Here is a 24,161-nt window from a genome sequence, read left to right as displayed (position 1 = left end):
AAAGAAGTATGAAAAAGTATAAAGTACATATATTCTCATTAGTTGCGGCACTTGGTTTGTCGTCATGTGATGATTATTTGGATATTAATAACTCACCGACTAACCCAATTTATGAGAGTGTAACTCCAAACTTGGCATTAGGTGGGGCTATTACACAGCCATATAGAACATTTGCAGTTGATCAAAACAGGTTAGGTAACTTGTTTATGAACAGCTGGGGTGGTAACGTAAATTCTTACACAGGTATTTACACTGTTGAGTTCGATTTGAATATTGATAACTCATTCTATTCAAGAACCTGGGAGAATTTATTCCTAACAACCTTAGGTTTAACAAACATTCAAAATTATCCTGCTGATAATTATGATAACCATAAAGCTATTGCTAAGATTGTAAAAGCATTTTACTTTCAGTATTTAGTAGATTTATATGGAAATATGCCATATTCTCAGGCACATAATCCATTGAACACTACTCCTGCTTATGATAATGCTAAGGATATTTACAGATCTTTAGTTGTTGAGTTGGAAACAGCTGTTGCTATGATTCATAATGCTCCTGCTAACACTACAGCTGTTGGTAATGAGGATGCTATTTTCAAAGGAAACATGGTTAACTGGGAGAAATTTGCTAACACACTTAAATTAAGATTGTTAATAAGAGAATCCGGTGTTGCTTCCAGTCAGGCTTACATTACAGCTGAAATGAATGAATTAACGGCTTCTGGTGCTCAGTTCTTAACAGCTGATGCTAAAGTTAATCCAGGTTATTCTAATGCTAATAATGATAAACAAAATCCATTCTACAATACTTATGGATTTAACATTAATGAAACAACGGCTAGAGCTGGTTACCTTTCAACTGTAGCTACTAAAAATGCTATTGAATCTTTAAATGGTGTTAAATACAGTCCTAGTAATCCTTCTCTTGCATTTGATAATCGTTTACCTAGATTATGGAAACAAAATGGTAGTGCTTATGAAGGAGTTATTCAAGGACAAACAGGTATCGAGGCTACTGATAACTTAGCAAACTTCGGACCTGGTATTGTTAAGAATTCTGCTCAGGACGGTTATATATTTACAGCTGCTGAAAGTTATTTCTTACAGTCAGAAGCTGTGCATAAAGGGTATTTAACTGGTGATGCTAAAGCTTTATTCCAAACGGGTATCCAAAAATCTTTTGATTTATTAGGAGCTGCAGGAGGACCAACTTATATTGCTAATACTAACGGCATTGATAAATTAGGTTGGGATGCTACTGCTGATAAAGTTGAGGCTATCATGACTCAAAAATGGATTGCTTTAATGAGCATCAATGGTCTTGAGTCTTGGATTGAATATACAAGAACTAGTTACCCTCAGACAGACCTAGCACTTACTGCTACCAGACCAGCTAAACCGGTAAGATTGATGTATCCTGGATCTGAGTATACTGCTAATGGTAACAACGTTCCAAGTCAATCTCAAAATGATGCATTTACTAACAAGATTTTCTGGAATCTTCCATAAAAAAAATTAAGTTTATGAAAAAAATTAAATTATTATTTTTATTAATCACGGCTACTGCAGCGACAGTATCGTGTGATTTAGGTGATGAAGCACCTTCTTATGGTGATTCTAGAGCTATTGTAGGTTTTCCTAGAACTACTCAAAGTGCTTCAATCGTAACCGATGGTACTGATAAAACGATTAACGCTGCGATTGAATTAATCGGTGGTAATAATGGTTTACCAGTAGATCAGGATGTTGCTGTTACTTATGAAGTAGATGCAGCTAGTACTGCAACTGAAGGGGTACAATTTAATTTCCCTACAGCTAACCGTACTGTTATTATTCCAGCGGGAAGTAAAACGGTTTTAGTTCCAATTACTGTTCACAGTGGAGCTATCGTTGTTGGTAGTAATAAAAACATCGTTTTGAAAATTACAGGAGCTTCTTCTGCTAGCGCAACTGTTGTTGGATCAAACTTTAGTAAAGTAAGAATTACTTTAGTAGGACAATGTTTCTCTAACTTAGCAGGTAACTATGTTCTTAATTATACATCTGGTCCTCAACCTGTTTTAATTACAGCTGTAGGTATCGGTGAGTACAAGTCAAATATTACACCAGGATTCACTCAGTATGATATGTACTTTAGTGATGTGTGTGGTACATTGAGAATTACAGATTGGACTCACAACGCTACAAATGCAATTTCTGGAGTTGGTCAGGTTCAGTCTAATGGTGATTTAAGATTTACTAATGTTACTATTGTTGGTGTAGCTGGTTATACTAATCTAAGCTGGCTTGTTAAAAAAGTAATCTAACACGATAATAAAATTTCAATATGAAAAAAAATAATAAAAGATATTTAAATTCAGCTTTTGCATTATTGTTGTCGGGATTCGCTTTAGTATCTTGTAATGATAATGAGGTTGATTTTGTTTACAACCAAAAGCCTACTGTATCAGTAGCACAGACTTCTTATACTGTTAATGAAGGTGAATTTGTGTCAATCGTACTAACACCAAGCAGAACTATCAACGCTCCGATTCAGGTGAAACTTGAATTGTTGCCAGGTGGTACAGCTACTATCGATGACGATTTCTCATTACCTGGAACACCAATCGGAATTGATGAAGGTTTAGGTGCTGACGGATTTATGGTTACTATCCCTGCAAATGCATCAAGCTACACTGTTAAAATTCCTACAGTTATTGATGATGCAGTTGATGATAACGAAACTTTTGCAATAAGATTAAGCGGAACATTTAATTTAAATGCTGTTATTGATCAGGTTGTAAATGTAACAATCAAAAACGTTGTTAAAGACGAATTAGATTTAACTTTATCTTGGGATAAAACTTTCTCATTCGGAGGTCAGACATATTCTCTTTGTGAAGAAGAGTATGATATTGATATCTTAGTTTTCGATGCTGCTACACTTAATCCTTTTGGAAACGGTGCTCAAACAGGAGATTGCCCTGAGCATTTAAACATGCCATTAAGCGAGTATCCTGATGGTGAGTATATCATTGCTGGTTACCTTTATAACGATATCGGTCTTCCTTCTTTAGGATTACCTGAGTTCAATATTCCAATCACAGTTGATTATCTTAGAGGTGGTTCTAGCACATTGTCTGGATCATTTACACAATCAACAGGAATGTTAACATCTAACTCTCAAGGTGATTCCGGAGCTCCTAATGGAGGTAACGGAGATGGTGACTTAACAGTTATCGTTAGAGTTAAAGTTCAAAATGGTGTATTCACTATTTTAAATGGTAGCACTGTTCTTGCTCAAGGTAAGAGTGCTGCTAAAATGATCGATGCTTTCAAAGTAAGAAAAGCATTAAAACATAAAAAATAATATTTAACGATATATTTTTAAAGCGCCCCAATCGGGGCGCTTTTTTATTTGTAAGAATACCGGGTTAAAAAAATAAAAGGATAGTATAAAAATTACGCTCATTTTTTAGAATGACCTTATTATTTATAAAATTCTAATACCTTTGCCTTTCTAATATAGAATTATGAAGCATCTTTTTTTGACGGTATTTTTTTTCTGCTCTTTGTCAATGTTAGGCCAGGAACAATTGGATACGATTAAGCCAAGAAAATCATTGAGAGTATCAGATGAGAAAAAACATGTTGCCCCGATTAACCAATATAAAATTATCTCTCTGGAAAAAGATACTACCTATGTAGACACTTCACTAACCATAAAAAAAGAATACGCACTTAATTATCTGCGAAAAGATATTTTTGGATTAATGCCTTTTGCTAATGAAGGACAAACGTATAACACGCTGGATTACGGGTTGACTTCCTATAATGCCTATCCGGAATTTGGTTTCAAAGCAAAGCATTTTGCCTATATGAGAGCTGAGGATATTAAGTATTATTCGATGCCGACGCCAATGACCGAACTGTATTATAAATCGGTGATGGAGCAAGGACAAAATCTGGATGCCTTTCTTTCCTTGAATACGTCTAAAAATTTCAATATGTCGGTTGGTTATAAAGGACTTCGTTCTTTAGGTAAATATGTTAACCAGCTTTCCAGTACCGGGAATTTCAGATTTATTACCAGCTATCATACCACTGATAACCGTTATAACCTAAAAATGCACTTCGCCGTACAGGATATCTTAAATCATGAAAATGGCGGTGTTAAGAACCTATCGGATTTTGAGAACAGCATCCCGCCTTATGACGACAGGGCACGTTTGGATGTCTATTTTTCGGATGACACAAAATCCTCTCTGGAAGGAAAAAGAATTTTTATTGACCACAGTTTCCGGTTAAATAAGGACAATCCGAATAGTCTTGTTTTCCTGCATCAGCTAAATTATGAGTATAAGTTTTTTAATTATGCCCAGCCAACGGCAAATGAACGATTCGGTTCTGCCTATTCCAGCAGTGTCAACAATAAAACAAGATTCAACAGTATTTATAATAAAATAGGAGTAGCCTATTCGAACCAGTTATTCGGTGATTTTCAATTTTACTTAGAAGAGTATAAGTATAATTATTTCTATAATAATACTGTACTGAACAGTGATGGAACAATTGCTGTTCCGAATGCCCAGAATGATAAGATAGATTCATACGGGGCACAATACTCATACTACAAAGGGAAATGGAAAGGAACCTTATTGCTGTCTAACTCGATAACCGATCAGTCACTGGCAAAAGTTGACGGAACGGTTCGTTATACGCTGGATGAAAAGAATATTTTCTCATTCCGTTTCCAGACCATGAATAAATTACCGGACCTGAATTATAATTTATATCAGAGCGGTTATATTGCCTATAACTGGAAAAACAATTTTAAAAACGAAAAAATTAAAAATTTCGAGTTTGAAGCTAAAACCAAATGGTTTGATGCTGCTGCGAAATACACAATTTTAGATGATCATCTGTATTTTGTAAATAACAGTCAGAATGAAACCCAGATCCTGGTTACCCCAACGCAGTATAACAACACGATCAATTATTTTTCAGCCAGAATCGGAAGAGAATTTAAGGTTGGTAAATTCGGATTGGACAATACCTTTTTATACCAAAAGGTGGAACAATCGGATCGGATATTAAACGTTCCGGAACTGGTAGCAAGAAATACGCTGTATTTTAACGACTATTACTTTTCAAAAGCATTATACCTGCAAATGGGCGTTACCCTGAACTATTTCTCAAAATACTATGCGAATGATTACCATCCGCTATTGGGCGAATTTTATATTCAGGAGAAAAAACAAATCGGGAACTTTCCGCTATTGGACTTCTTTATCAATGCCAAAATCAGACAAACCAGAATTTACCTGAAAGCAGAACATTTCAATTCCAGCTTTACCGGTTATAACTTCTATTCGGACACGAATAATCCGTATCATGATTTTATGATTCGTTTCGGTCTGGTTTGGAATTTCTTCAGTTAAGACAAGACACTCTTAATTATCAATATCTTTGTAATAATTTAGTTTATAGTATATAAACGACTTTTTTAGAAACAATAAAATAATGAAATACGCAAAAAACATATTGGAAACTATTGGAAATACTCCTTTAGTGCAATTAAATAAAGTTACCCAGGAAGTAAATGCCTTAGTGCTGGCTAAAGTGGAAACATTCAATCCCGGAAACTCGGTTAAAGACCGTATGGCGGTAAAAATGATTGAAGATGCAGAAGCAGATGGGCGATTAAAACCGGGCGGAACTATTATTGAAGGGACATCCGGAAATACCGGTATGGGCTTAGCCTTAGCAGCTATTGTGAAAGGTTACAAACTAATCTGTGTGATCTCGGATAAACAATCCAAAGAAAAAATGGATATCCTGCGTGCTGTAGGGGCGAAAGTTGTGGTTTGTCCGACAGATGTTGAACCTACCGATCCACGTTCCTATTATTCCGTTTCCAAATGTCTGGCAGAGGAAACACCGAATGCCTGGTATGTAAACCAATATGATAATCCTTCCAATGCGATTGCACATTATGAGCAGACCGGACCGGAAATCTGGGAACAGACAGATGGTAAAATTACACACTTTGTTGTTGGAGTGGGAACAGGAGGAACGATTTCGGGTGTGGCAAAATACCTGAAAGAGAAAAACCCGAATATCAAAATCTGGGGAATCGATACGTATGGTTCGGTATTTAAAAAATACCACGAAACCGGTATTTTCGATGAGAATGAAATTTACTCCTATATTACAGAGGGAATCGGAGAGGACATCTTACCTAAAAATGTGGACTTTTCATTAATTGACGGTTTTACAAAAGTTACCGATAAGGATGCGGCAGTTTACACGCGAAGAATTGCTTTGGAAGAAGGGATCTTTGTAGGGAATTCAGCCGGAGCAGCTGTAAAAGGACTGATTCAGTTAAAAGAACATTTCAAACCGGAAGACGTAGTGGTGGTTTTATTCCATGACAGTGGTAGCCGTTATGTGGGTAAAATGTTTAATGACGACTGGATGCGTGAAAGAGGATTCCTGGAAGAAGAAATAACCAAAGCAGAAGATCTGATCAAAGAACATATCGACAAACCGTTGGTGGTAGTAAGAACAGAAGAATTGGTTTCCCATGCTATTGAGCGTATGCGAAAACACAAAATATCACAAATCCCGGTAATTGATGTAACCGGATTTGTAGGTTCTGTTGATGAAACCGATTTATTCCAGAGTTACGTTGCCGATAAAAATGTTGCCGACAAACCTATCCGCGAAGTAATGGGAGCGGCTTTCCCGGTTGTAAAATTGGGAACACCAATTGATGAAGTTTCCAAATTGATCAATAAAGACAATCAGGCAGTTTTGGTTGACTTAGGAAATGGGAAACACCATATTATCACGAAACACGATATTATCAACTCGATTAAATAGTTTTAGAATACATAAAAAAGCCCCTTTCGCACGAAAGGGGCTTTTTTTATTCACCAATTAAAATTCCGGAAACATTCCAGGAACTAAAACTTCCTCCTTCGGGAGCACCCTGCGGAATACGGATGCGGATAGTATGATTTCCGGCTTTTAGATTACCAAGATCAATCAGGATAGGATTGGTAACCGTTCCCGGACACCAGTTGGAACGACTGTAGTCAGATGAAGACAGGCCGTTATTAAAATTTCCGGAGGCAGGATTAAACAACCGGTAGGAACCACAATCCTGTCGCCACGGAGTAAAAGCAAAAATTTCATTTTGATCCAAAAAGACGCTGTTCTTTTTAGGGACAAATTCATCACCGTTTTCCCAGCCGCCATGACCGGTTGTGATATAACGCAGTTTGGCATTGTGAACGTCTTTTGACAGGGTAAAGGAAACTTCCAGCCCTTTTTCGGAATTGAACATCGTAGCATATTCCTGTTCCGCCATTTCCATTACATTGGTCGTATTGAACAGCGGTAAAACAAACGTATTTTTTGGAGATTGCTTTTCCTCGTTATGAATGGTAATATTCAGGCTTATCTGATGGCCGCCTTTATCATAATTTCCGATAAACGTACCAACCCAGATTTCCTGATCGCTCAATGCCGTTTGTAATTCTGAAATATCCTGACGATACGGAACGGCATCATGCCATTTTTTATCCTTTAACTCAATATGATTGTATTGCTTGATCCCAAAAGGAGTGAAGAAACGCATCAATTCCAATAACGGTGCATAATCATTGGTGCGGACAACCCCCTGATACTGTTTTCCGTTTCCGTTGTCATAAAGCGGAAGTGTTTTGGCGCCGTTTTTTAAACCGTCAAGAAAAGACGTTTTCTGATCCGTCGGAATAACAAAAACCGATCCCGTCCGGTCGTAGGCATCACCATTGGATTGTTCCAGTAAATCAACAAAAACCTGGCTGCCCGGTACAATTTTCGGGAAACGTACTTTCTTTAGAACGATGGTGCCGTTTGCAAACCGGATAATGCTGTCATTGGACTTCGATTCGCCGGAGAAATTAATCAGCTCGTTTTCAAAAACTTTTATAGTTGTAAAACGGCTTTTCCAGAGTAGGTCGCGATAGCTGAGCAAATCAACATTTTTGCCTTTAAACGAATTAAAAGCCATCCCTCTTGGGGCTATTTTTTGCAGCTTTTCAACCTTAGTAGCCGTGATTACAAAATTATTATTGCGGTTCATTTCCAAAACCAGTCCGAGATTCTGCCCCAAAACAGTGGGAGCGCCCTTTTCCTGGACAGCATTGGTAAACCAAAGTTCAATAGTGTTTGAATTAATGATCGTTTTTGCTTTTTTACAGGGATAGCCTAAAATGGTTTTGGTATCGCCTGTAATCTCAAACTGCTGTTTTGCTAAAGCCACACTGTCTTTTGTACTGATCCAATCGTTGGTGCTTAGCCTGGAAAATTGCGTGTAGCTGTTTGCCGGATGATCAATAAAAGTCTGCTCGTAAGGAAGCGGAGCTTTGTGAGTCAGAATGTTTTCGGTGGTGAGTAGTGTTTCTTTACCGGTTGCAAAAACCAGTATCGGATCCTGATTTTCGATGCGTTTTCCGTTGGAGCTTTTCAGGTAGGTTATTTTTAATCCCTTTGAAGAGTTTACGGCAACCTGGCCGAAAGTAAGACTAAAGAAAAAAAGGAGTAGTGCTGTGTAACGTTTTCTCATTGTTAGTGTATAGAATAACAAAGATAAATTTTTCTTATATTAGTGTTATATTTTATACGCCATGCAGGAAATTTTTTTACACCATATCTGGCAATACAAGAAATTTGCCATATCCGAACTGAAAACGGAAGAAGGAACGGCACTTCAAATACTTCATTCCGGCCAGTATCTGCAACATGAAGGTCCGGATTTTTTCAACGCCCAGATTATTATCGACAATCAGAAATGGGTCGGGAATGTTGAAATACACATCCGCTCGTCAGACTGGTATTTACACCGCCATGAAACAAATGAGCAATACGATAACGTCATACTGCACGTGGTCTGGGAACACGATATGGAAGTGTTCCGGAAAGACAATACGGAAATTCCGGTATTGGTTCTGAAGAAATATGTTCCTGAAACGCTGCTTTCCGGTTATTATGACCTGATAGCCGATAAAAGCTGGATATATTGTGAGAAACAATTAAAAGAAGTCAATCAGATTGTACTGCTCAAATGGAAAGAGCGTCTTTTTTTTGAAAGACTCGAAAAGAAGATTTTACCAATTGTACAATTGCTGAAAGAAAATAAAAATGACTGGGAAACCACATTGTTTTGTGCCATTGCCAGAAATTTTGGATTGAATGTAAACGGAGAGGCTTTTTTTCAGATTGCAAAATCAATTCCTTTCACGGTAATCCGGAAAGAACAGTATGAATATGAAAATCTTGAAGCATTATTTCTGGGAAGAGGCGGATTATTAACGGTACCCAAAGAGGATTCCTATTATAAACAGCTGAAAAAAAGATGGTTTTATTTACAGGATAAATACCCGTTACCCAGACGGTTTGTTCAGCCATTACAGTTTTACAAGTTAAGACCCGGTAATTTTCCGACCATCAGGTTGGTGCAATTAGCACAGCTATACCATGAACAGGCTAATTTGTTTGATGTTGTAATAAAAGGAGATACGATAAAAACCTTTTACAAAATGTTTAACCTGAAAGTTTCCGGATATTGGCAGACACACTATCTTTTTGATAAAGAAAGTGCGATGAAACCAAAAAGGATAAGCAAATCTTTTATTGATTTGGTATTTATCAATACCATTTTGCCGTTACAATTTTTATATGCACAGCATTCGGGGCAGGATATTGTAGAAAAACTGATGGATGTATTGCGGGAAATACCGCCTGAAAAAAATACTGTAATTGAAAAATTCAGACATTTCGGAATAATGGCGGAAAATGCTTTTGATAGTCAGGCCCTGTTGCATCTCAAAAAAGAATATTGTGATGCTAAAAGATGCCTTAATTGTGAAATAGGGCAGCAGTTATTATTGTAATGAATATTTATGGATTATTTTTGGAACGAAATTAAAACTACGTATTATGGGATTAATAACGAACATTCGTCATTTTTTCGAGAAACATGGATTTGAAGTGTCTTCACGGCTGGCAGACAGGCTGGGAATGAGAGCGACCAGCGTCCGGCTTTTTTTTATCTACCTTTCTTTTTTTACAGTGGGTTTGTGGTTCGGAGTTTATCTTACGCTGGCTTTCTGGCTGAAATTGAAAGACATGGTATATACGAAACGAAGTTCTGTATTTGACCTATAAAAGATATAGCCATGAACAACAATAAATTCTACTTAAAGTTTACCCGGGAACAGCGTAGTGGAATTTTTGTGTTGTTGTTCCTGATTGTATTGATTCAGATACTGTATTATGTTGTGTTGTCAAAGGATTATGCTTCGGATCCTTCAGATCCGGAAGAAGAAAAATGGCTGGCATTGCAGTCCAGGATAGACAGTCTGAAAGTCATAAAGGATAACGAAACACTAAAGATCTATCCTTTTAACCCCAATTTTATTTCCGATTATAAAGGATATACCCTGGGGATGACAACGGAAGAAATTGACCGGTTGCACGCCTTCCGGAAGCAGCATAAATTTATAAACTCTCCAAAAGAATTCCAGGACATCACAAAAGTTTCGGATGAAAAGTTAGCCGAAATCGCACCCTATTTTAAGTTCCCGGAATGGGTAAACAGCCCGGGACCAGCCCGGAATTATGGGAGTACTTTTAAAGAACATGCCCGGTCAAAAGAAAAAGACTTCATTATAGACATTAATAAAGCAACAAAAGAAGACCTGATGAAGGTTTACGGTATCGGCCCTGCCTTATCGGAACGCATACTGGCTGAAAAAGAAAAACTGGGTGCTTTTGTCAGCACACAACAATTTCAATACATCTGGGGATTGTCTCCGGAAGTTGTACAACAGCTCATCGTGCATTTTCCGGTGTTGCAGCAACCACCGCTTCAAAAAATTGACATCAACAATAGTTCTTTAAAAGATCTGGCACAATTTCCCTACTTCCGGTTTGCGCTGGCCAAAGAGATTGTTACTTACCGGAGTATGAATGGCGGGATTAAATCAAAAGAAGACTTAACAAAAATTAAAGATTTTCCAGTAGAAAAAGTTGATATAATTGCCTTATATTTGGATTTTTAAACAAACAAACAACAAAATGAATTTTGATTATAATGAAACGCAGGCGATGATTGCCCAATCAATCAGAGACTTTGCAGAACAACACATTCGTCCTAATATTATGGAATGGGATGAAGCACAAACATTTCCTGTTGATTTATTTAAGAAATTAGGTGAAATGGGATTCATGGGAGTTTTAGTTCCTGAAGAATTAGGAGGTTCAGGTCTTGGATATCATGAATATATTACGATTGTTGAAGAAATTTCAAAAGTAGACCCTTCTATCGGGCTTTCGGTAGCGGCTCATAATTCTCTTTGTACAAATCATATCCTGACATTCGGAAATGAGGAACAAAAAAAGAGATGGATTCCAAAATTAGCTACTGCAGAGTGGATTGGAGCATGGGGACTAACGGAGCACAATACCGGTTCTGATGCCGGAGGAATGAACACCACAGCGGTTAAAGATGGTGAGGAATGGGTACTGAATGGTGCTAAAAACTTTATCACACATGCTAAATCGGGGAACGTTGCAGTAGTAATTGTTCGTACCGGAGAAAAAGGAGATTCCAGAGGAATGACAGCTTTTGTTGTAGAACACGGAACACCTGGTTTTACAAGCGGAAGAAAAGAAAATAAATTAGGAATGCGTGCTAGTGAAACAGCAGAATTAATTTTCGACAATTGCCGTATTTCCGATGCAAACCGTTTGGGTGAAGTAGGAGAAGGATTTATCCAGGCCATGAAAATTCTGGACGGAGGACGTATTTCCATTGGTGCTTTATCATTAGGAATTGCAAAAGGAGCTTATGAAGCTGCTTTAAAATATTCAAAAGAACGTCACCAGTTTGGAAAACCAATCAGTGATTTCCAGGGAATTTCTTTCAAATTAGCAGATATGGCTACAGAGATTGAAGCTTCAGAATTGTTATTACACAAAGCAGCGTTCTTAAAGAACAATCACAGACCGGTAACAACACTTGGTGCTATGGCAAAAATGTATAGTTCGGAAGTTTGTGTGAAAGTTGCCAATGAAGCGGTACAAATTCACGGAGGTTATGGATATACGAAAGATTTCCCTGTTGAGAAATTCTACAGAGATTCTAAATTGTGTACAATTGGTGAAGGAACTACTGAAATTCAGAAATTAGTAATTTCAAGAAATATACTAAAAGGATAAAAAGTAATTACTTTTAAATATCAAAAACCTGTTCAGCTTGCTGAACAGGTTTTTTTATTTACCGCAAATCCAATAATGGGCAGCCGGTTTTAATTTTTAATGATTTTTGTTGTAAGGGTTTGTTCTCCGGAAACGATCCGGACAATATAGATCCCGTCAGCTTTATCCTGAATGTCTATTTTCAGGTCTTCGGACTCTTTCTTAAAGCGGTTGCTGTATACCGTTGCCCCGATCAGATTGGTGATTTGGATAGTGCCTTCCGCCATATCTTTAATGTTGATATAGAAAATACCGTTGTTCGGATTGGGAACAATCTGGATTTTGTCGTCAGATAGAACGGCCTTCTTTTCAGGAAGATTATGAATAGTCTCGTAGCTGATTACGGGTTCATCTCCTTGTTTGGCTACATAATTGCCGGAGCATCCCTCAATATAGGATCGGAAAACAGCACCGTTAACAGCGGTAAAACCATTAGTAAGTATTACGGTTTCTCCTGCATGGTATATTCCGGTAGCCCCACTGCCAATCGTATTGCTTGCAGAAATGGACGAAGAAGCTTGTCTGGTGTCTGTTGCAGGAGCAGTTACATTGGTCGTTAGTGTTAGATTCGTAACACATGGACTTGGCGTTATCAATAAAGCCTGATAGGCATTTACAAGTCCATATCCCATTTCACTATGCCAGGTTCCATTAGGTCTTCCTCCAATAGTGGAATAGCTGTACAGGTCTGGTCTTACTTTCTGAGCAGATTGTTCGATAATATTATTTACCTGTACGGCAGTTAAGTTCGGGTTTTTGGATAAAATCAGAGCGGCTACACCGGCAACAACCGGACATGCGGAAGAAGTTCCGTTAAAAGCCTGCATGTAATTTGAAACATCATACCCGGCAGATCCCTGGCGATCGGTAGTCGGCATTTTCACACCGGGAGCCATAATGTCCAACTGGGAACCATAACAACTGCCCCAGGTGGTTTCCCCGTCACAGGATGAAAGGCTTTTTCGTTGCCCGCATGGACTCATGGCACCAACAACAAGAATGTTGGGGAAATAATTGCCGGGATAACGAATATTGGTATTGTTTTCATTACCCGCTGCAAAAACAACAACACATCCTTTTCCGCCACGTCCCAATGTCAGGGCATTATTGATCGCATCTGTTATAATGTTTGACGGAGCATAACCTCCCCATGAATTACTGATTACATCAATACCATTGGTTCTTGCCCAGTTAAAACCACGTGCTAACTCTATAGGAGTGTCGGAAGATAGTAAGTTGATACTGATAGAGACCAGTTGGGTGTTCGGCGCAACGCCGCTGATGCCTAAATTATTATTTTGCACGGCTCCGGTTATACCGGCACACGGCGTTCCATGAGGACCTCTTACCTGTGCAGGTGATGTTCCGGTTTTTGCATCATAACCGGTACCGAAAACATTGGCTGCTAAATCCGGATGATTCATTTCAAAACCATGATCATAGATGGCTGTTTTTATGCCTGTTCCGGTTGCAATTCCCCAGGCCTGCTCTGCTTTAATGTCTATTCCGGCATAAGCAGCGCCGTATTGACCGGTGTTTTTTAGTCCCCATTGATTGTTGAAATAGGGATCTGCCGAAGCTTCTAAATTATGATAGATAAAGGCAGGTTCCGTACTTTCAAACAAACCGGATTCCTGGAAAATGTTAGCAAATTCCAAAGCATTTTTGTCGTTTGTTCTGGCACAGCTTACAACAAACCAAAGCGGCATATATTGATCATAACCTAAAATTTCCAGATTGTAATTTTTTGCAGTATCATATAATAAATTGACGTCTGCCTCACTTCTTAGTTTGACATAGAAGTTATTGGAAAGGCCAATTTTTTTACCATCGCTGGTTTTGAAACTTGGCGAGGCTTTTACGATTGCATTGATCGTGTTAAAGTTGTTGAGTAAGGCAAAATAATTGCTGGTTTCAAGACCTTGAGGGTATTGTATCTCAAAATAATAGGTCTTGATGTTTTGGTTCATTTTTGCCAATTCATCAACAGTAATAACGCTCCCTCTGGTATAGTCTTCGGTAAGTGTGCCTAAGGAAGCATTGTCGCTTAAATAAGGTTCTATAAACGCGGTAGTGTTTTCTTTTGTGTTGATTGCCATATTTTGCGTATCTAATTCCAAAAAAAACTTTTCACCGTTATAATAGTAGAAATAGTTTGACTGCCCATAACTTCCACCGGAAATAAGGAGTGTCAGGATACCGAGTATTAATTTTATATTTTTCATAATTTAATATTTTTAAAGATTAAACTATGACAATTACTTCTGGTTGATTTTAGCTTCTAAAGCCTCAATTCGTTTTTCCTGATTAATCAGATACAATACTAGCTCTTCAATTTTTTCCTGTTGTATTTTTGAGATTTCACCAAGACTAAGTCCTTCTTCGGCTACTTGTTTTTCGGATGGAACATTCGGAAGGTGTTTGTTTTTAGCAATAAAGGCAGCTACTTCGGCCAATGGTTTTAGAGTATAATCATCGGCAAATACATAATCGGCCCAGCCGGTTCTTACTCTTACTTCATCCGTAAGAATACCGCCTTTTACAAATAAATTATAGCTGCTTATGTTTGCGCCGCCTATGGTTGTCGGGAAATTTTTGGTTCCTATTCCTGTTTTATTACTGAAATACCCTTTGCCTTCAAAATACCCGCCATAGGTTGAGGAACCGTTGATTTCATCGATACCGATGACAGCACCGGCATAACCATTGCTTAAATTACCGTTCCAGGCACCTTTTAAGTTTCCGAAAACACCGCCGATATTAAAAGGATTACTTCCGGAGATCCCATCTATTTTTGTAGTGAATTTTCCACCAAGTGTTTGTGAGGTGCCAAATGGCGATCTTGCCTGGGTTACATCAACGTTGCAGCTTATTCCCAGAGTTGTACTTTGAGCCGACCAGTTGGAGTTGTAACCGATGATTCCGGTAGTCAGTGAATTTGTAGTGCTGTAAATGGAACCGGAACTGAATCGCTGTGCAATGATATCGCCTTTATTCCCGTTTCGGACTCCACCGTCAATATCTAATTTTATATTGGTATCCGTTCCAAAGGCAACCGGAGGGGCGGCAATACCGATACCAACGTTTGTACCATTGTCATTTACCTGTGCATAAACACCGGATGTAATACCTAAACTAAATACTACGGCTAAAAAAGTAATGTTTTTTTTCATGATTAATTGTAATTTAATGTTCCCTACTCTGTAAGCTTTTCGGGTTCCGCTTATTTTTTAATAAATTGAACAGATACTGGTTTTTCATACTCCATTTCCAGAATTAAAAGGTAATGGCCGGGAAGTAAATTCGTTAAATCCATATTGATTTCATGTGCTGATTTTGTTATCTTAGAGGTATGGAGAATGCTGCTGGTATCATAGATGCTGTAACCGCTTATGGGAAAAGCAGGGGATTTTACCGTTAAAAAATCACTGGCAGGGTTGGGATACAGAATGATTTCAGGATAATATGTTTTTCCCGGACCGCCGGTACTGGTACGTATCACTGTAGTACCGCCGTTATGCTGGTTTTTTGGAGCTGATGCCGTGACAGGGCAAATGTGAATGGTGGTGTCTGGGATAGGGGTAATGTTGACGCTTGTTTCGGAAACGTATTCCCCGCTCATTTTAATGTTTTGGGTATTGGAAATTATTAATGCCGAAATTTCATAGACATTCGCATTTTCATAATCGGAAGAAATAGTTAAGTATATATTGTTTTTTTTTCCGGCTGCTATCTGTCCGTTCACAATCGTAAAATGTAGAAGTGCTGAGAGTAAAAACAAGAGGCTTTTTTTCATGATTGCTAAAGTTTATACTTCAAATCTATTTGGTATTTAGGATACAAAAAATACCATAAAAAGGGTATTTTTTGTATATTTCAAACAGTTTGAATTTTCTTATATGCTATACAAAAAAATATATGAAGAGCAGAATATTTTTGTTAACCATCTCATTTCTGGCAGTATTTAATTCTGGTGTTTTGTGTGGTCAGCATAATGATAGATTGGTGATAAAGCATATTGATAATTATGCAAGAACACTCTCGTCCCAGCCGGATTCCGCCTTTTATTATATAAGAATGGCTACTGCTGAAAGTGAGAAAAACAACGATCCGTTTTTACTGTCCAGGTGTTATTATAATCTGGGATACTACTATTACCTTCAAAAACAACTGGAAAAATCAAAAGCATATACCTATAAATCTTTTCCGTATGCAGGGAAAGCCCGGAACTATACCATTGCCGCTCTTGGGTATAATCAATTGGGATTAATAGACAGGGATCAGGGCAATTATAGCAGCGCATTGCAAAATTTCCTGATATCATTAGATATCGCCGAAAAGCACGGGTTGATGCGAAACCAGAGTGTGGCACTAAATAATTTAGGGTACCTGTACGATTTGCAAAATGATACTGTTAAGGCATTAAAAGCCTATACGGAAAGTCAGCAAGTTGCCTACGGAAATAACTTAAAGTTTGAGCTGTTGGCAACATATAATAACATCGCGATTCTTGAAAAAAAGAGGAATGCTAAAAAAGCAATCGATAATTATAAAAAAGCTTATGTGATAGCGGTTGCATTAAATGATAAATACGAACAGTTTAATATACTGATCAATTTAAGTGACAGTTATGCCGCTACTGTTGCCGGAAGGCAAGCCGGTTTCCGGTATCTGATGCAGGCGAAAAAAATCGCGGAAGAATTAAAAGATCAGAACTTGCTTTTCTATTTGTATTTTAATTTAGGGGGATATTACCGGACATTAAAAACGTATGATGAGGCAATTAAAAATTACCATACAGCACTGCAATTTTCCGAAAGAGGAATTTCCCAGGACCAAAAATGGAGTTTGTTACAGGCCATCGAACAGGTTTATAGCGAATCGGGAAATTTCAAACAGGCCTATTTTTATAAGGAGGCATGTAATAGGTTGAAGGATAGTGTTTTTACGATTGAAAAAAATAAAGCATTTCACGAGATACAAACAAAATATGAAGTTGATAAAAAGAATTTAAGGATACAGCTGCTGACAAAAGAGAAGATCATTCAGCAAAACCGGAAGGAGCTGATATTAATCGTTGGGCTTATACTGGTGGTTGCATTACTGATCGCATTGTGGGTTTATAAAAATCGGATCAGGATACAAAAAATCATCAATGAAAAAGAAAATGAAATCCATAAAAAGGAAATTGTGAGGCTGGAACAGGAAAAAGAGTTAAAAAGAATTACCGGTGTTGTACAGGGGCAGGATCAGGAAAGAAACAGGATTGCCAAAGAAATCCATGACGGAATAGGCGGAACGCTGACAGGGGTAAAGCTACAGCTGTCTCAGGCGAATACTATAATGAAGAATAAAGGAATTGATATTATCATTGAGCAGATGACACTTGTTTGCAGGAACCTGAGAAGCATTTCTCATAATTTAAGCCTGAATTATTTAAAAGATAAGGATCTTGAAGTATTGTTAAACGAGCTTAAAGAAGAGTATCAATACCGGGAGGAATTTCAGATAGAAGCAGTTGTTTATCCGGAGGGAGCTTTAAATTCTTTTTCTGAATCGGTCAAACATCAGGCCTATCGGATTGTACAGGAGCTGGTTGCTAATATTTCGAAACATGCCGCAGCTACCGATGTTCTGTTGAATGTTACAAGGCATAATGACCTGTTGAATATAATTGTGGAGGATAATGGTAGGGGATTTGATAATACAATATCAAAAGGAATCGGTTTAAAGAATGTTGAAGAAAGACTTTCGGCTATAAATGGCAGTATGATTATTGAAAGTCAGTTGGGAAGAGGTACAACGGTAATTATTGATATTCCAATTTAGCACATACAATATAATATGATAACTATTGCAGTTGTAGATGATCATCAAATGTTTCTGGACGGTATGATAGCTGTTTTGTCCGGCCAGAGTAACTTCGAAATTTTGTTTGTCGAAAATAGAGCGCAGGCGGCATTGATAAAAATGAGAGAAATACAGCCGGATATTCTCATATCGGATATTTCGATGCCGGAGATGAACGGTGTTGAATTTATAAAAATCATAAAGGCAACCTATCCCAATGTGAAAATATTGGTTTTGAGTATGTTTGAAAGTATGGAAACAATAGCGGATATTGACGGATATTTGTTGAAGGAAACCAGTAAGGAAGAGCTGGTCAAAGCAATTCATGCTATTGTTTTAAAAAATGAAAAATACCTGACAGTACCGGGAAACACTCTGGATGCCTTTGCGTTCAAAAGAACCATATTATCCCACCGGGAAAAAGAAATTATCCGGTTGATTGCGCAAGAATACACTTCTGAAGAAATAGCAGACAAGCTCTTTCTGAGCAGGGGAACCATTGAGACCCATCGCAAAAATATCTTTTTTAAGTTACAGGTAAAAAACATAGCAGGACTCATTAAAAAAGCCATCTATTTGGGTATTGTAAAATAGAAAGAAGATTTATTTCTTGTTTTTTATTTTGGAATTCCAAATAATAGTCTAATTTTGCACCCATTAACGAGAGGAGGTGTTATATTATGTTGATTATACCAATTAAAGACGGAGAAAATATTGATAGAGCGTTAAAACGTTACAAAAGAAAGTTTGACAAAACTGGAGTTGTAAGACAGCTAAGAAGTCGTCAGGCATTCACGAAACCGTCAGTAACAAGAAGAGCTCAAGTTCAAAAAGCAGCTTATATTCAGACATTGAGAGATTCTTTAGAGAATTAATCGGTTTTGGATTTTATTATAGCCGTTAGTAATAAAAGTTTTTATAACTTTGTTACTAACGGTTTTTTTTATGCATACTTCTTTGCAAGCCTACCAGGATTATCTGCAAAAAGAGAAAAATTATTCTCGCCACACCCAAACTGCTTATCTGAATGATGTTCTTTCTTTTGAGGCTTTTCTTGAAGAAGGCAAGTTCGACGTGGCGCTCGAAAAGATCAATTACGGTCATGTCAGAGCCTGGCTGGTCTCGTTAGTTGAATCCGGAATTTCAAATACTTCTGTTAACCGGAAAATATCATCTTTAAAATCATTTTATAAATTCCTGCTAAAAGCGAAGCAGATAGCGGTAAATCCGCTTCTGAAGCATAAATCGTTAAAAGTGGCCCGGAAAGTGCAGATTCCTTTTTCGGAAAAGGAATTGCAGGCGGTTGCCGAAGCGGTGGATTATGCGGAAGACTTTGAAGGAATCCGGAACAGGTTAATCGTGGAGTTGTTTTATACTTCGGGAATACGCCGCTCGGAATTGATAGGTTTGAAAGTCCGGGATTATAATCCGCATGCCAAAACGTTAAAGGTTTTAGGGAAACGCAATAAGGAACGTTTACTGCCCGTTTTAGATTGTACGGATCGGTTACTGAAAGATTATCTTAAGGAAAGGGGAATGTTAAATGAGGGGCTTCCTAATGATTTGTTAATATTGAGTAAAAAGGGTAATAAAGTCAGTGAATCGTTTGTTTATAGATTAATAAATGATTACTTTAGTACTGTCTCTGAGAAGGTAAAAAAGAGTCCACACGTTCTTAGGCATACCTTTGCGACGCATCTGCTGAACAATGGTGCCGATATAAATTCAGTTAAGGAATTGTTAGGTCACGCTAGTTTGTCTTCTACCCAGATTTACACACATAGTAGTCTTTCTGAGCTTAAAAAAGTTTATCAGGAAGCACATCCTAGAAACCGAAACGATTCTGAAAGTTAAACCCAATAAATGTTTTAATTATGAAAGTAAATGTTCAGGCTGTCAATTTTAATATTGACAAGAAATTAGTTGGTTTTGTTCAAGAGAGATTAGAAAAACTGGAAAAATACTACGACAGGGTAGTTTCTTCCAATGTATTTTTGAAAGTAGAAAATACGAGTGATAAAGAAAATAAGATAGTGGAGGTGAAGATCAGTGTTCCTGGGGATGAGTTCGTGGTTAAAAAGCAAAGTAAAACATTTGAAGAGGCGTTAGACTTGTCTGTTGACTCTTTGGAGCGCTTGTTGCTAAAAAGAAAGGGTAGAATCAGAACGCATATTTAATATTTTTGGAAAACAGTTGTCTTTATGATGCTCTTTTTAGGGTAGATTTGGTATAAATGATGATTGCTATAAAAAAAATATGAAAAATGTTTTGATTAAAAAATAAATTCTCTACATTTGCAGTCCGTTAGAAATAGCGGACTTTTTTATTGCAGTTGCCGGTGTAGCTCAGCTGGCTAGAGCAGCTGATTTGTAATCAGCAGGTCGTGGGTTCGAGTCCCTCCATCGGCTCTAAGTTGTAAGTAACTGATAATAAAATAGTAGGGGAGATACTCAAGCGGCCAACGAGGGCAGACTGTAAATCTGCTGACTAAGTCTTCGCAGGTTCGAATCCTGCTCTCCCCACAAAAGAAGAATTTGGAAAGAAGAATTCGGTTTTCCGGATTTTAATTTCGGATTCCGCAAAAGCCGGTGTAGCTCAGGGGTAGAGTGCTTCCTTGGTAAGGAAGAGGTCACGGGTTCAAATCCCGTCATTGGCTCATTGTTTTGAAAAATTTGAACACTAATTATATAACTAAGATTAAATTATTAAATCATGGCAAAGGAAACTTTTGATCGTTCCAAACCCCACTTGAATATTGGTACTATTGGACACGTAGATCACGGAAAAACAACATTGACAGCAGCTATTACTAAAGTATTGTCTGATGCAGGTTATTCTGAAGCAAAATCATTTGATCAAATTGATAACGCTCCTGAAGAAAAAGAAAGAGGTATTACTATTAATACTTCACACGTAGAGTATGCTACAGCTAACCGTCACTATGCTCACGTTGACTGTCCAGGTCACGCGGATTACGTGAAAAACATGGTTACTGGTGCTGCTCAGATGGATGGTGCTATCTTGGTGGTTGCTGCTACTGATGGTCCAATGCCACAAACTCGTGAGCACATCCTTTTAGGTCGTCAGGTTGGTGTGCCTAGAATGGTTGTTTTCATGAACAAAGTGGATATGGTTGATGATGCTGAATTATTAGAGCTTGTTGAAATGGAAATCAGAGATTTATTATCTTTCTATCAGTATGATGGTGATAATGGTCCTGTTGTTAAAGGATCTGCTCTTGGTGCATTAAACGGTGAGCCACAATGGGTTGCTACAGTTTTAGAATTAATGGAAGCTGTTGATAACTGGATTGAATTACCAGTACGTGACGTTGAGAAACCATTCTTGATGCCAGTTGAGGATGTATTTACAATTACAGGACGTGGAACTGTTGCTACAGGTCGTATCGAAACTGGAGTTGCTAATACTGGAGATGCTGTTGAAATCATCGGTATGGGTGCTGATAAATTAACTTCTACTATTACAGGAGTTGAGATGTTCCGTAAAATCCTTGACAGAGGTGAAGCTGGAGATAACGTAGGTTTATTATTGAGAGGTATTGATAAAGCTGATATCCGTAGAGGTATGGTTATTGTTAAGCCAGGATCTGTTAAGCCACACGCTAAATTCAAAGCTGAGGTTTATATCTTGAAAAAAGAAGAAGGTGGACGTCACACTCCATTCCATAATAACTACCGTCCACAGTTCTACGTACGTACAACTGACGTAACAGGTACTATCTCTTTACCAGCTGGTGTAGAAATGGTTATGCCTGGGGATAACTTGACTATTGAAGTACAATTATTAAGCCCAATCGCATTAAGCGTAGGTTTACGTTTCGCTATCCGTGAAGGTGGTAGAACAGTAGGTGCTGGTCAGGTAACTGAAATTTTAGATTAATTTCTATAAAACTATATAAAAACCAGCAGTTCTGCTGCTGGTTTTTTAAACAAACGGGCGTAGTTCAAGGGTAGAATAGCGGTCTCCAAAACCGTTGATGGGGGTTCGAATCCCTCCGCCCGTGCAAAAACAGAATATGATGACAAAAGTTGTTAATTACATATCAGAAGCATTTGAAGAACTAAAATCAAATGTGACTTGGCCACAATGGTCTGAGGTACAACGTTTAACTATTGTTGTTGCTATTTTTTCGATTTTATTCGCATTGGCAACATGGGGAGTTGATGTAGTCTTCGCTAAGATTCTTGGTGGATTCTTTAATTTATTAAAAAAGGCTTAATTTTTTTGATATGACTGATAATAGTGTCAAAAAGTGGTATGTAGTTAGAGCGGTTAGCGGTCAGGAAAATAAAGTTAAAAACTATATTGAGACTGAGATCAATCGTCTCGGTATGGGTGATTATATCTCGCAGGTACTTGTTCCAACTGAAAAGGTGGTACAGGTTCGTGACGGGAAAAAAATCAGTAAAGATCGTGTGTACTTTCCTGGATATGTAATGGTTGAAGCAAACCTTACAGGGGAGATTCCTCATATCATTAAATCAATAACCGGTGTTATTGGTTTCTTAGGGGAAACTAAAGGAGGTGACGCAGTTCCGTTAAGACAATCGGAAGTAAACCGAATGTTAGGTAAAGTAGATGAATTGTCTGTTAAAACAGATAATGCAGCTATTCCGTATGCAGTTGGTGAAACGGTTAAAGTTATTGACGGACCTTTCAATGGTTTCAATGGAACCGTTGAGAAGGTAAATGAAGAAAAGCGTAAACTTGAAGTAATGGTGAAAATTTTCGGAAGAAAAACACCTTTGGAATTGAGTTTTATGCAAGTTGAAAAAGTATAATTTTTGTTACATACATAAACCACATCATTCGCTTCCAATGAAGATGTGCTAAATTTTTTAAAAATGGCAAAAGAAATTAGTAAAGTAGTTAAACTACAAGTTAAGGGAGGTGCTGCGAATCCGTCGCCACCGGTTGGACCTGCTTTGGGGGCTGCTGGGGTTAACATCATGGAGTTCTGTAAGCAGTTCAATGCTAGAACACAAGATAAACCTGGCAAAGTTTTACCAGTACAAATTACTGTGTATAAAGACAAGTCTTTTGACTTTGTTGTTAAAACGCCACCTGCTGCAATTCAATTATTAGAGGCAGCAAAATTAAAGTCTGGTTCAGGTGAACCTAACCGTAAGAAAGTAGCAAACGTTACTTGGGATCAAATTAGAACTATTGCTGAAGACAAAATGCCGGATCTTAATGCTTTTACAATTGAAAAAGCAATGAGTATGGTAGCTGGAACAGCTAGATCTATGGGTATAACTGTAACTGGGAATGCTCCTTTTTAATCGTAAAAAGAAAAAGACATGGCAAAATTAACAAAAAAGCAAAAAGAGGCTGCTTCAAAAATTGAGAAGAACAAATTGTACAGCTTGAAAGAAGCATCTGCTTTAATCAAAACTGTATCTTCTGCAAAATTTGATGAGTCTGTTGATATCGCAGTTCGTTTGGGTGTAGATCCAAGAAAAGCGAATCAAATGGTAAGAGGTGTTGTTACTTTACCACACGGTACAGGTAAGGATGTTCGAGTTTTAGCATTAGTTACTCCGGATAAAGAAGCAGAAGCGAAAGCTGCTGGTGCTGATCACGTAGGATTAGATGACTATTTACAAAAAATAAAAGACGGTTGGACAGATGTTGATGTAATCATCACGATGCCTGCTGTTATGGGTAAATTAGGTCCGTTAGGTCGTATTTTAGGACCTAGAGGTTTAATGCCAAACCCTAAAACAGGAACTGTAACTATGGATGTTGCTAAAGCTGTTCAAGAAGTGAAAGCTGGTAAAATTGACTTTAAAGTTGACAAAACTGGTATCGTTCACGCTGGAATTGGAAAAGTTTCTTTCGAAGCTGAGAAAATTACGGAGAATGCTCACGAAATTATTCAAACGTTAATCAAATTAAAACCAACTGCAGCGAAAGGTACTTATATTAAGAGTATCCACATCTCATCTACAATGAGTCCTGCTATTGCTTTAGATCCTAAAGCAGTATAATTGGTAG

23 protein-coding genes and 4 tRNA genes are annotated in these 24,161 nt (G+C 37.8%); 23 read left to right on the top strand and 4 right to left on the bottom strand.

Going from position 1 to position 24,161, the window contains the following annotated elements:
- Positions 1 to 8 precede the first annotated feature (8 nt).
- From HW120_RS00320 to HW120_RS00300, 5 genes are all read left to right on the top strand, one after another.
- Complete coding sequence (locus HW120_RS00320) at positions 9 to 1,511, top strand: SusD/RagB family nutrient-binding outer membrane lipoprotein (protein ID WP_177729905.1); 1,503 nt, start codon at positions 9 to 11, stop codon at positions 1,509 to 1,511.
- Positions 1,512 to 1,525: 14 nt separating this feature from the next.
- Positions 1,526 to 2,308: a hypothetical protein gene (locus HW120_RS00315; RefSeq protein WP_177729903.1), complete on the top strand. Its 783-nt coding sequence runs from the start codon at positions 1,526 to 1,528 to the stop codon at positions 2,306 to 2,308.
- A gap of 20 nt (positions 2,309 to 2,328) precedes the next feature.
- Positions 2,329 to 3,351: a hypothetical protein gene (locus HW120_RS00310; RefSeq protein ID WP_177729901.1), complete on the top strand. Its 1,023-nt coding sequence runs from the start codon at positions 2,329 to 2,331 to the stop codon at positions 3,349 to 3,351.
- A 163-nt stretch (positions 3,352 to 3,514) separates the two neighbouring features.
- The gene (locus HW120_RS00305) at positions 3,515 to 5,422 is read left to right on the top strand and encodes a putative porin (protein ID WP_177729899.1); all 1,908 of its coding nucleotides are present in this window, start codon (positions 3,515 to 3,517) and stop codon (positions 5,420 to 5,422) included.
- An 82-nt stretch (positions 5,423 to 5,504) separates the two neighbouring features.
- Complete coding sequence (locus tag HW120_RS00300; RefSeq protein ID WP_177729897.1) at positions 5,505 to 6,866, top strand: pyridoxal-phosphate dependent enzyme; 1,362 nt, start codon at positions 5,505 to 5,507, stop codon at positions 6,864 to 6,866.
- 46 nt (positions 6,867 to 6,912) lie between these two features.
- Here the strand turns inward: HW120_RS00300 and HW120_RS00295 are convergent, their stop codons facing one another.
- Complete coding sequence (locus HW120_RS00295; protein WP_177729895.1) at positions 6,913 to 8,598, bottom strand: GLPGLI family protein; 1,686 nt, start codon at positions 8,596 to 8,598, stop codon at positions 6,913 to 6,915.
- Between the two features lie 61 nt (positions 8,599 to 8,659).
- Here HW120_RS00295 and HW120_RS00290 point away from each other — a divergent pair, with 61 nt between their 5' ends.
- From HW120_RS00290 to HW120_RS00275, 4 genes are read left to right on the top strand one after another with little or no spacing between them, the layout of a single operon-like run.
- Positions 8,660 to 9,925 (top strand): DUF2851 family protein, encoded by a 1,266-nt coding sequence (locus tag HW120_RS00290; RefSeq protein ID WP_177729893.1) that lies wholly within the window; start codon positions 8,660 to 8,662, stop codon positions 9,923 to 9,925.
- Positions 9,926 to 9,971: 46 nt separating this feature from the next.
- Positions 9,972 to 10,199: a PspC domain-containing protein gene (locus HW120_RS00285; RefSeq protein WP_177729891.1), complete on the top strand. Its 228-nt coding sequence runs from the start codon at positions 9,972 to 9,974 to the stop codon at positions 10,197 to 10,199.
- Positions 10,200 to 10,210: 11 nt separating this feature from the next.
- Positions 10,211 to 11,095, top strand: coding sequence for a ComEA family DNA-binding protein (locus HW120_RS00280; RefSeq protein WP_177729889.1), 885 nt, complete (start codon positions 10,211 to 10,213; stop codon positions 11,093 to 11,095).
- Between the two features lie 16 nt (positions 11,096 to 11,111).
- Complete coding sequence (locus HW120_RS00275) at positions 11,112 to 12,254, top strand: acyl-CoA dehydrogenase family protein (RefSeq protein ID WP_177729887.1); 1,143 nt, start codon at positions 11,112 to 11,114, stop codon at positions 12,252 to 12,254.
- Positions 12,255 to 12,343: 89 nt separating this feature from the next.
- Here the strand turns inward: HW120_RS00275 and HW120_RS17710 are convergent, their stop codons facing one another.
- Genes HW120_RS17710 through HW120_RS00260 form a run of 3 tightly spaced genes read right to left on the bottom strand, consistent with a single transcriptional unit; the run spans position 12,344 to position 16,089 of the window.
- Positions 12,344 to 14,518 (bottom strand): S8 family serine peptidase, encoded by a 2,175-nt coding sequence (locus tag HW120_RS17710; protein WP_177729885.1) that lies wholly within the window; start codon positions 14,516 to 14,518, stop codon positions 12,344 to 12,346.
- A gap of 33 nt (positions 14,519 to 14,551) precedes the next feature.
- On the bottom strand, positions 14,552 to 15,466 hold the full coding sequence (locus HW120_RS00265; protein WP_177729883.1) for a hypothetical protein: 915 nt from the start codon (positions 15,464 to 15,466) through the stop codon (positions 14,552 to 14,554).
- A 50-nt stretch (positions 15,467 to 15,516) separates the two neighbouring features.
- On the bottom strand, positions 15,517 to 16,089 hold the full coding sequence (locus tag HW120_RS00260) for a T9SS type A sorting domain-containing protein (protein ID WP_177729881.1): 573 nt from the start codon (positions 16,087 to 16,089) through the stop codon (positions 15,517 to 15,519).
- A 122-nt stretch (positions 16,090 to 16,211) separates the two neighbouring features.
- On the opposite strand from HW120_RS00260, the gene HW120_RS00255 reads away from it, so the two are divergent.
- The 14 genes from HW120_RS00255 to rplA all read left to right on the top strand — a co-directional run bounded on the left by HW120_RS00255 (position 16,212) and on the right by rplA (position 24,154).
- The gene (locus HW120_RS00255; protein ID WP_177729879.1) at positions 16,212 to 18,122 is read left to right on the top strand and encodes an ATP-binding protein; all 1,911 of its coding nucleotides are present in this window, start codon (positions 16,212 to 16,214) and stop codon (positions 18,120 to 18,122) included.
- A 15-nt stretch (positions 18,123 to 18,137) separates the two neighbouring features.
- Positions 18,138 to 18,737: a response regulator transcription factor gene (locus HW120_RS00250; RefSeq protein ID WP_177729877.1), complete on the top strand. Its 600-nt coding sequence runs from the start codon at positions 18,138 to 18,140 to the stop codon at positions 18,735 to 18,737.
- An 86-nt stretch (positions 18,738 to 18,823) separates the two neighbouring features.
- The gene (gene rpsU / locus HW120_RS00245; RefSeq protein WP_177729875.1) at positions 18,824 to 19,018 is read left to right on the top strand and encodes a 30S ribosomal protein S21; all 195 of its coding nucleotides are present in this window, start codon (positions 18,824 to 18,826) and stop codon (positions 19,016 to 19,018) included.
- Between the two features lie 70 nt (positions 19,019 to 19,088).
- The gene (locus HW120_RS00240; protein WP_177729873.1) at positions 19,089 to 19,997 is read left to right on the top strand and encodes a tyrosine-type recombinase/integrase; all 909 of its coding nucleotides are present in this window, start codon (positions 19,089 to 19,091) and stop codon (positions 19,995 to 19,997) included.
- 20 nt (positions 19,998 to 20,017) lie between these two features.
- On the top strand, positions 20,018 to 20,320 hold the full coding sequence (gene hpf / locus HW120_RS00235; protein ID WP_177729871.1) for a ribosome hibernation-promoting factor, HPF/YfiA family: 303 nt from the start codon (positions 20,018 to 20,020) through the stop codon (positions 20,318 to 20,320).
- A 157-nt stretch (positions 20,321 to 20,477) separates the two neighbouring features.
- Positions 20,478 to 20,551, top strand: a tRNA-Thr gene (locus tag HW120_RS00230).
- A gap of 32 nt (positions 20,552 to 20,583) precedes the next feature.
- Positions 20,584 to 20,665: transfer RNA gene (locus HW120_RS00225), tRNA-Tyr, on the top strand.
- Between the two features lie 62 nt (positions 20,666 to 20,727).
- A tRNA-Thr gene (locus HW120_RS00220) sits at positions 20,728 to 20,799 on the top strand.
- A 56-nt stretch (positions 20,800 to 20,855) separates the two neighbouring features.
- A complete protein-coding gene (gene tuf, locus HW120_RS00215; protein ID WP_177729869.1) occupies positions 20,856 to 22,043 on the top strand; it encodes an elongation factor Tu in 1,188 nt (395 codons plus the stop codon).
- Between the two features lie 53 nt (positions 22,044 to 22,096).
- Positions 22,097 to 22,167 (top strand) — tRNA-Trp (locus HW120_RS00210).
- A gap of 15 nt (positions 22,168 to 22,182) precedes the next feature.
- Entirely contained in the window at positions 22,183 to 22,383 is a 201-nt protein-coding gene (gene secE / locus HW120_RS00205; RefSeq protein WP_177736087.1) for a preprotein translocase subunit SecE, read from the top strand.
- 10 nt (positions 22,384 to 22,393) lie between these two features.
- Positions 22,394 to 22,945, top strand: a complete 552-nt coding sequence (nusG, locus tag HW120_RS00200; RefSeq protein ID WP_177729867.1) for a transcription termination/antitermination protein NusG — start codon at positions 22,394 to 22,396, stop codon at positions 22,943 to 22,945.
- A gap of 63 nt (positions 22,946 to 23,008) precedes the next feature.
- Positions 23,009 to 23,446, top strand: coding sequence for a 50S ribosomal protein L11 (gene rplK, locus HW120_RS00195; protein ID WP_177729865.1), 438 nt, complete (start codon positions 23,009 to 23,011; stop codon positions 23,444 to 23,446).
- Positions 23,447 to 23,464: 18 nt separating this feature from the next.
- Positions 23,465 to 24,154, top strand: coding sequence for a 50S ribosomal protein L1 (gene rplA, locus HW120_RS00190; RefSeq protein ID WP_177729863.1), 690 nt, complete (start codon positions 23,465 to 23,467; stop codon positions 24,152 to 24,154).
- Positions 24,155 to 24,161: the final 7 nt, after the last annotated feature.

It is taken from the genome of Flavobacterium inviolabile, from assembly GCF_013389455.1.
GTDB lineage: Bacteria > Bacteroidota > Bacteroidia > Flavobacteriales > Flavobacteriaceae > Flavobacterium > Flavobacterium inviolabile.
The sequence above is the reverse complement of the archived record's forward strand: the minus strand, read 5'-3'. Positions and strand labels throughout refer to the sequence as shown.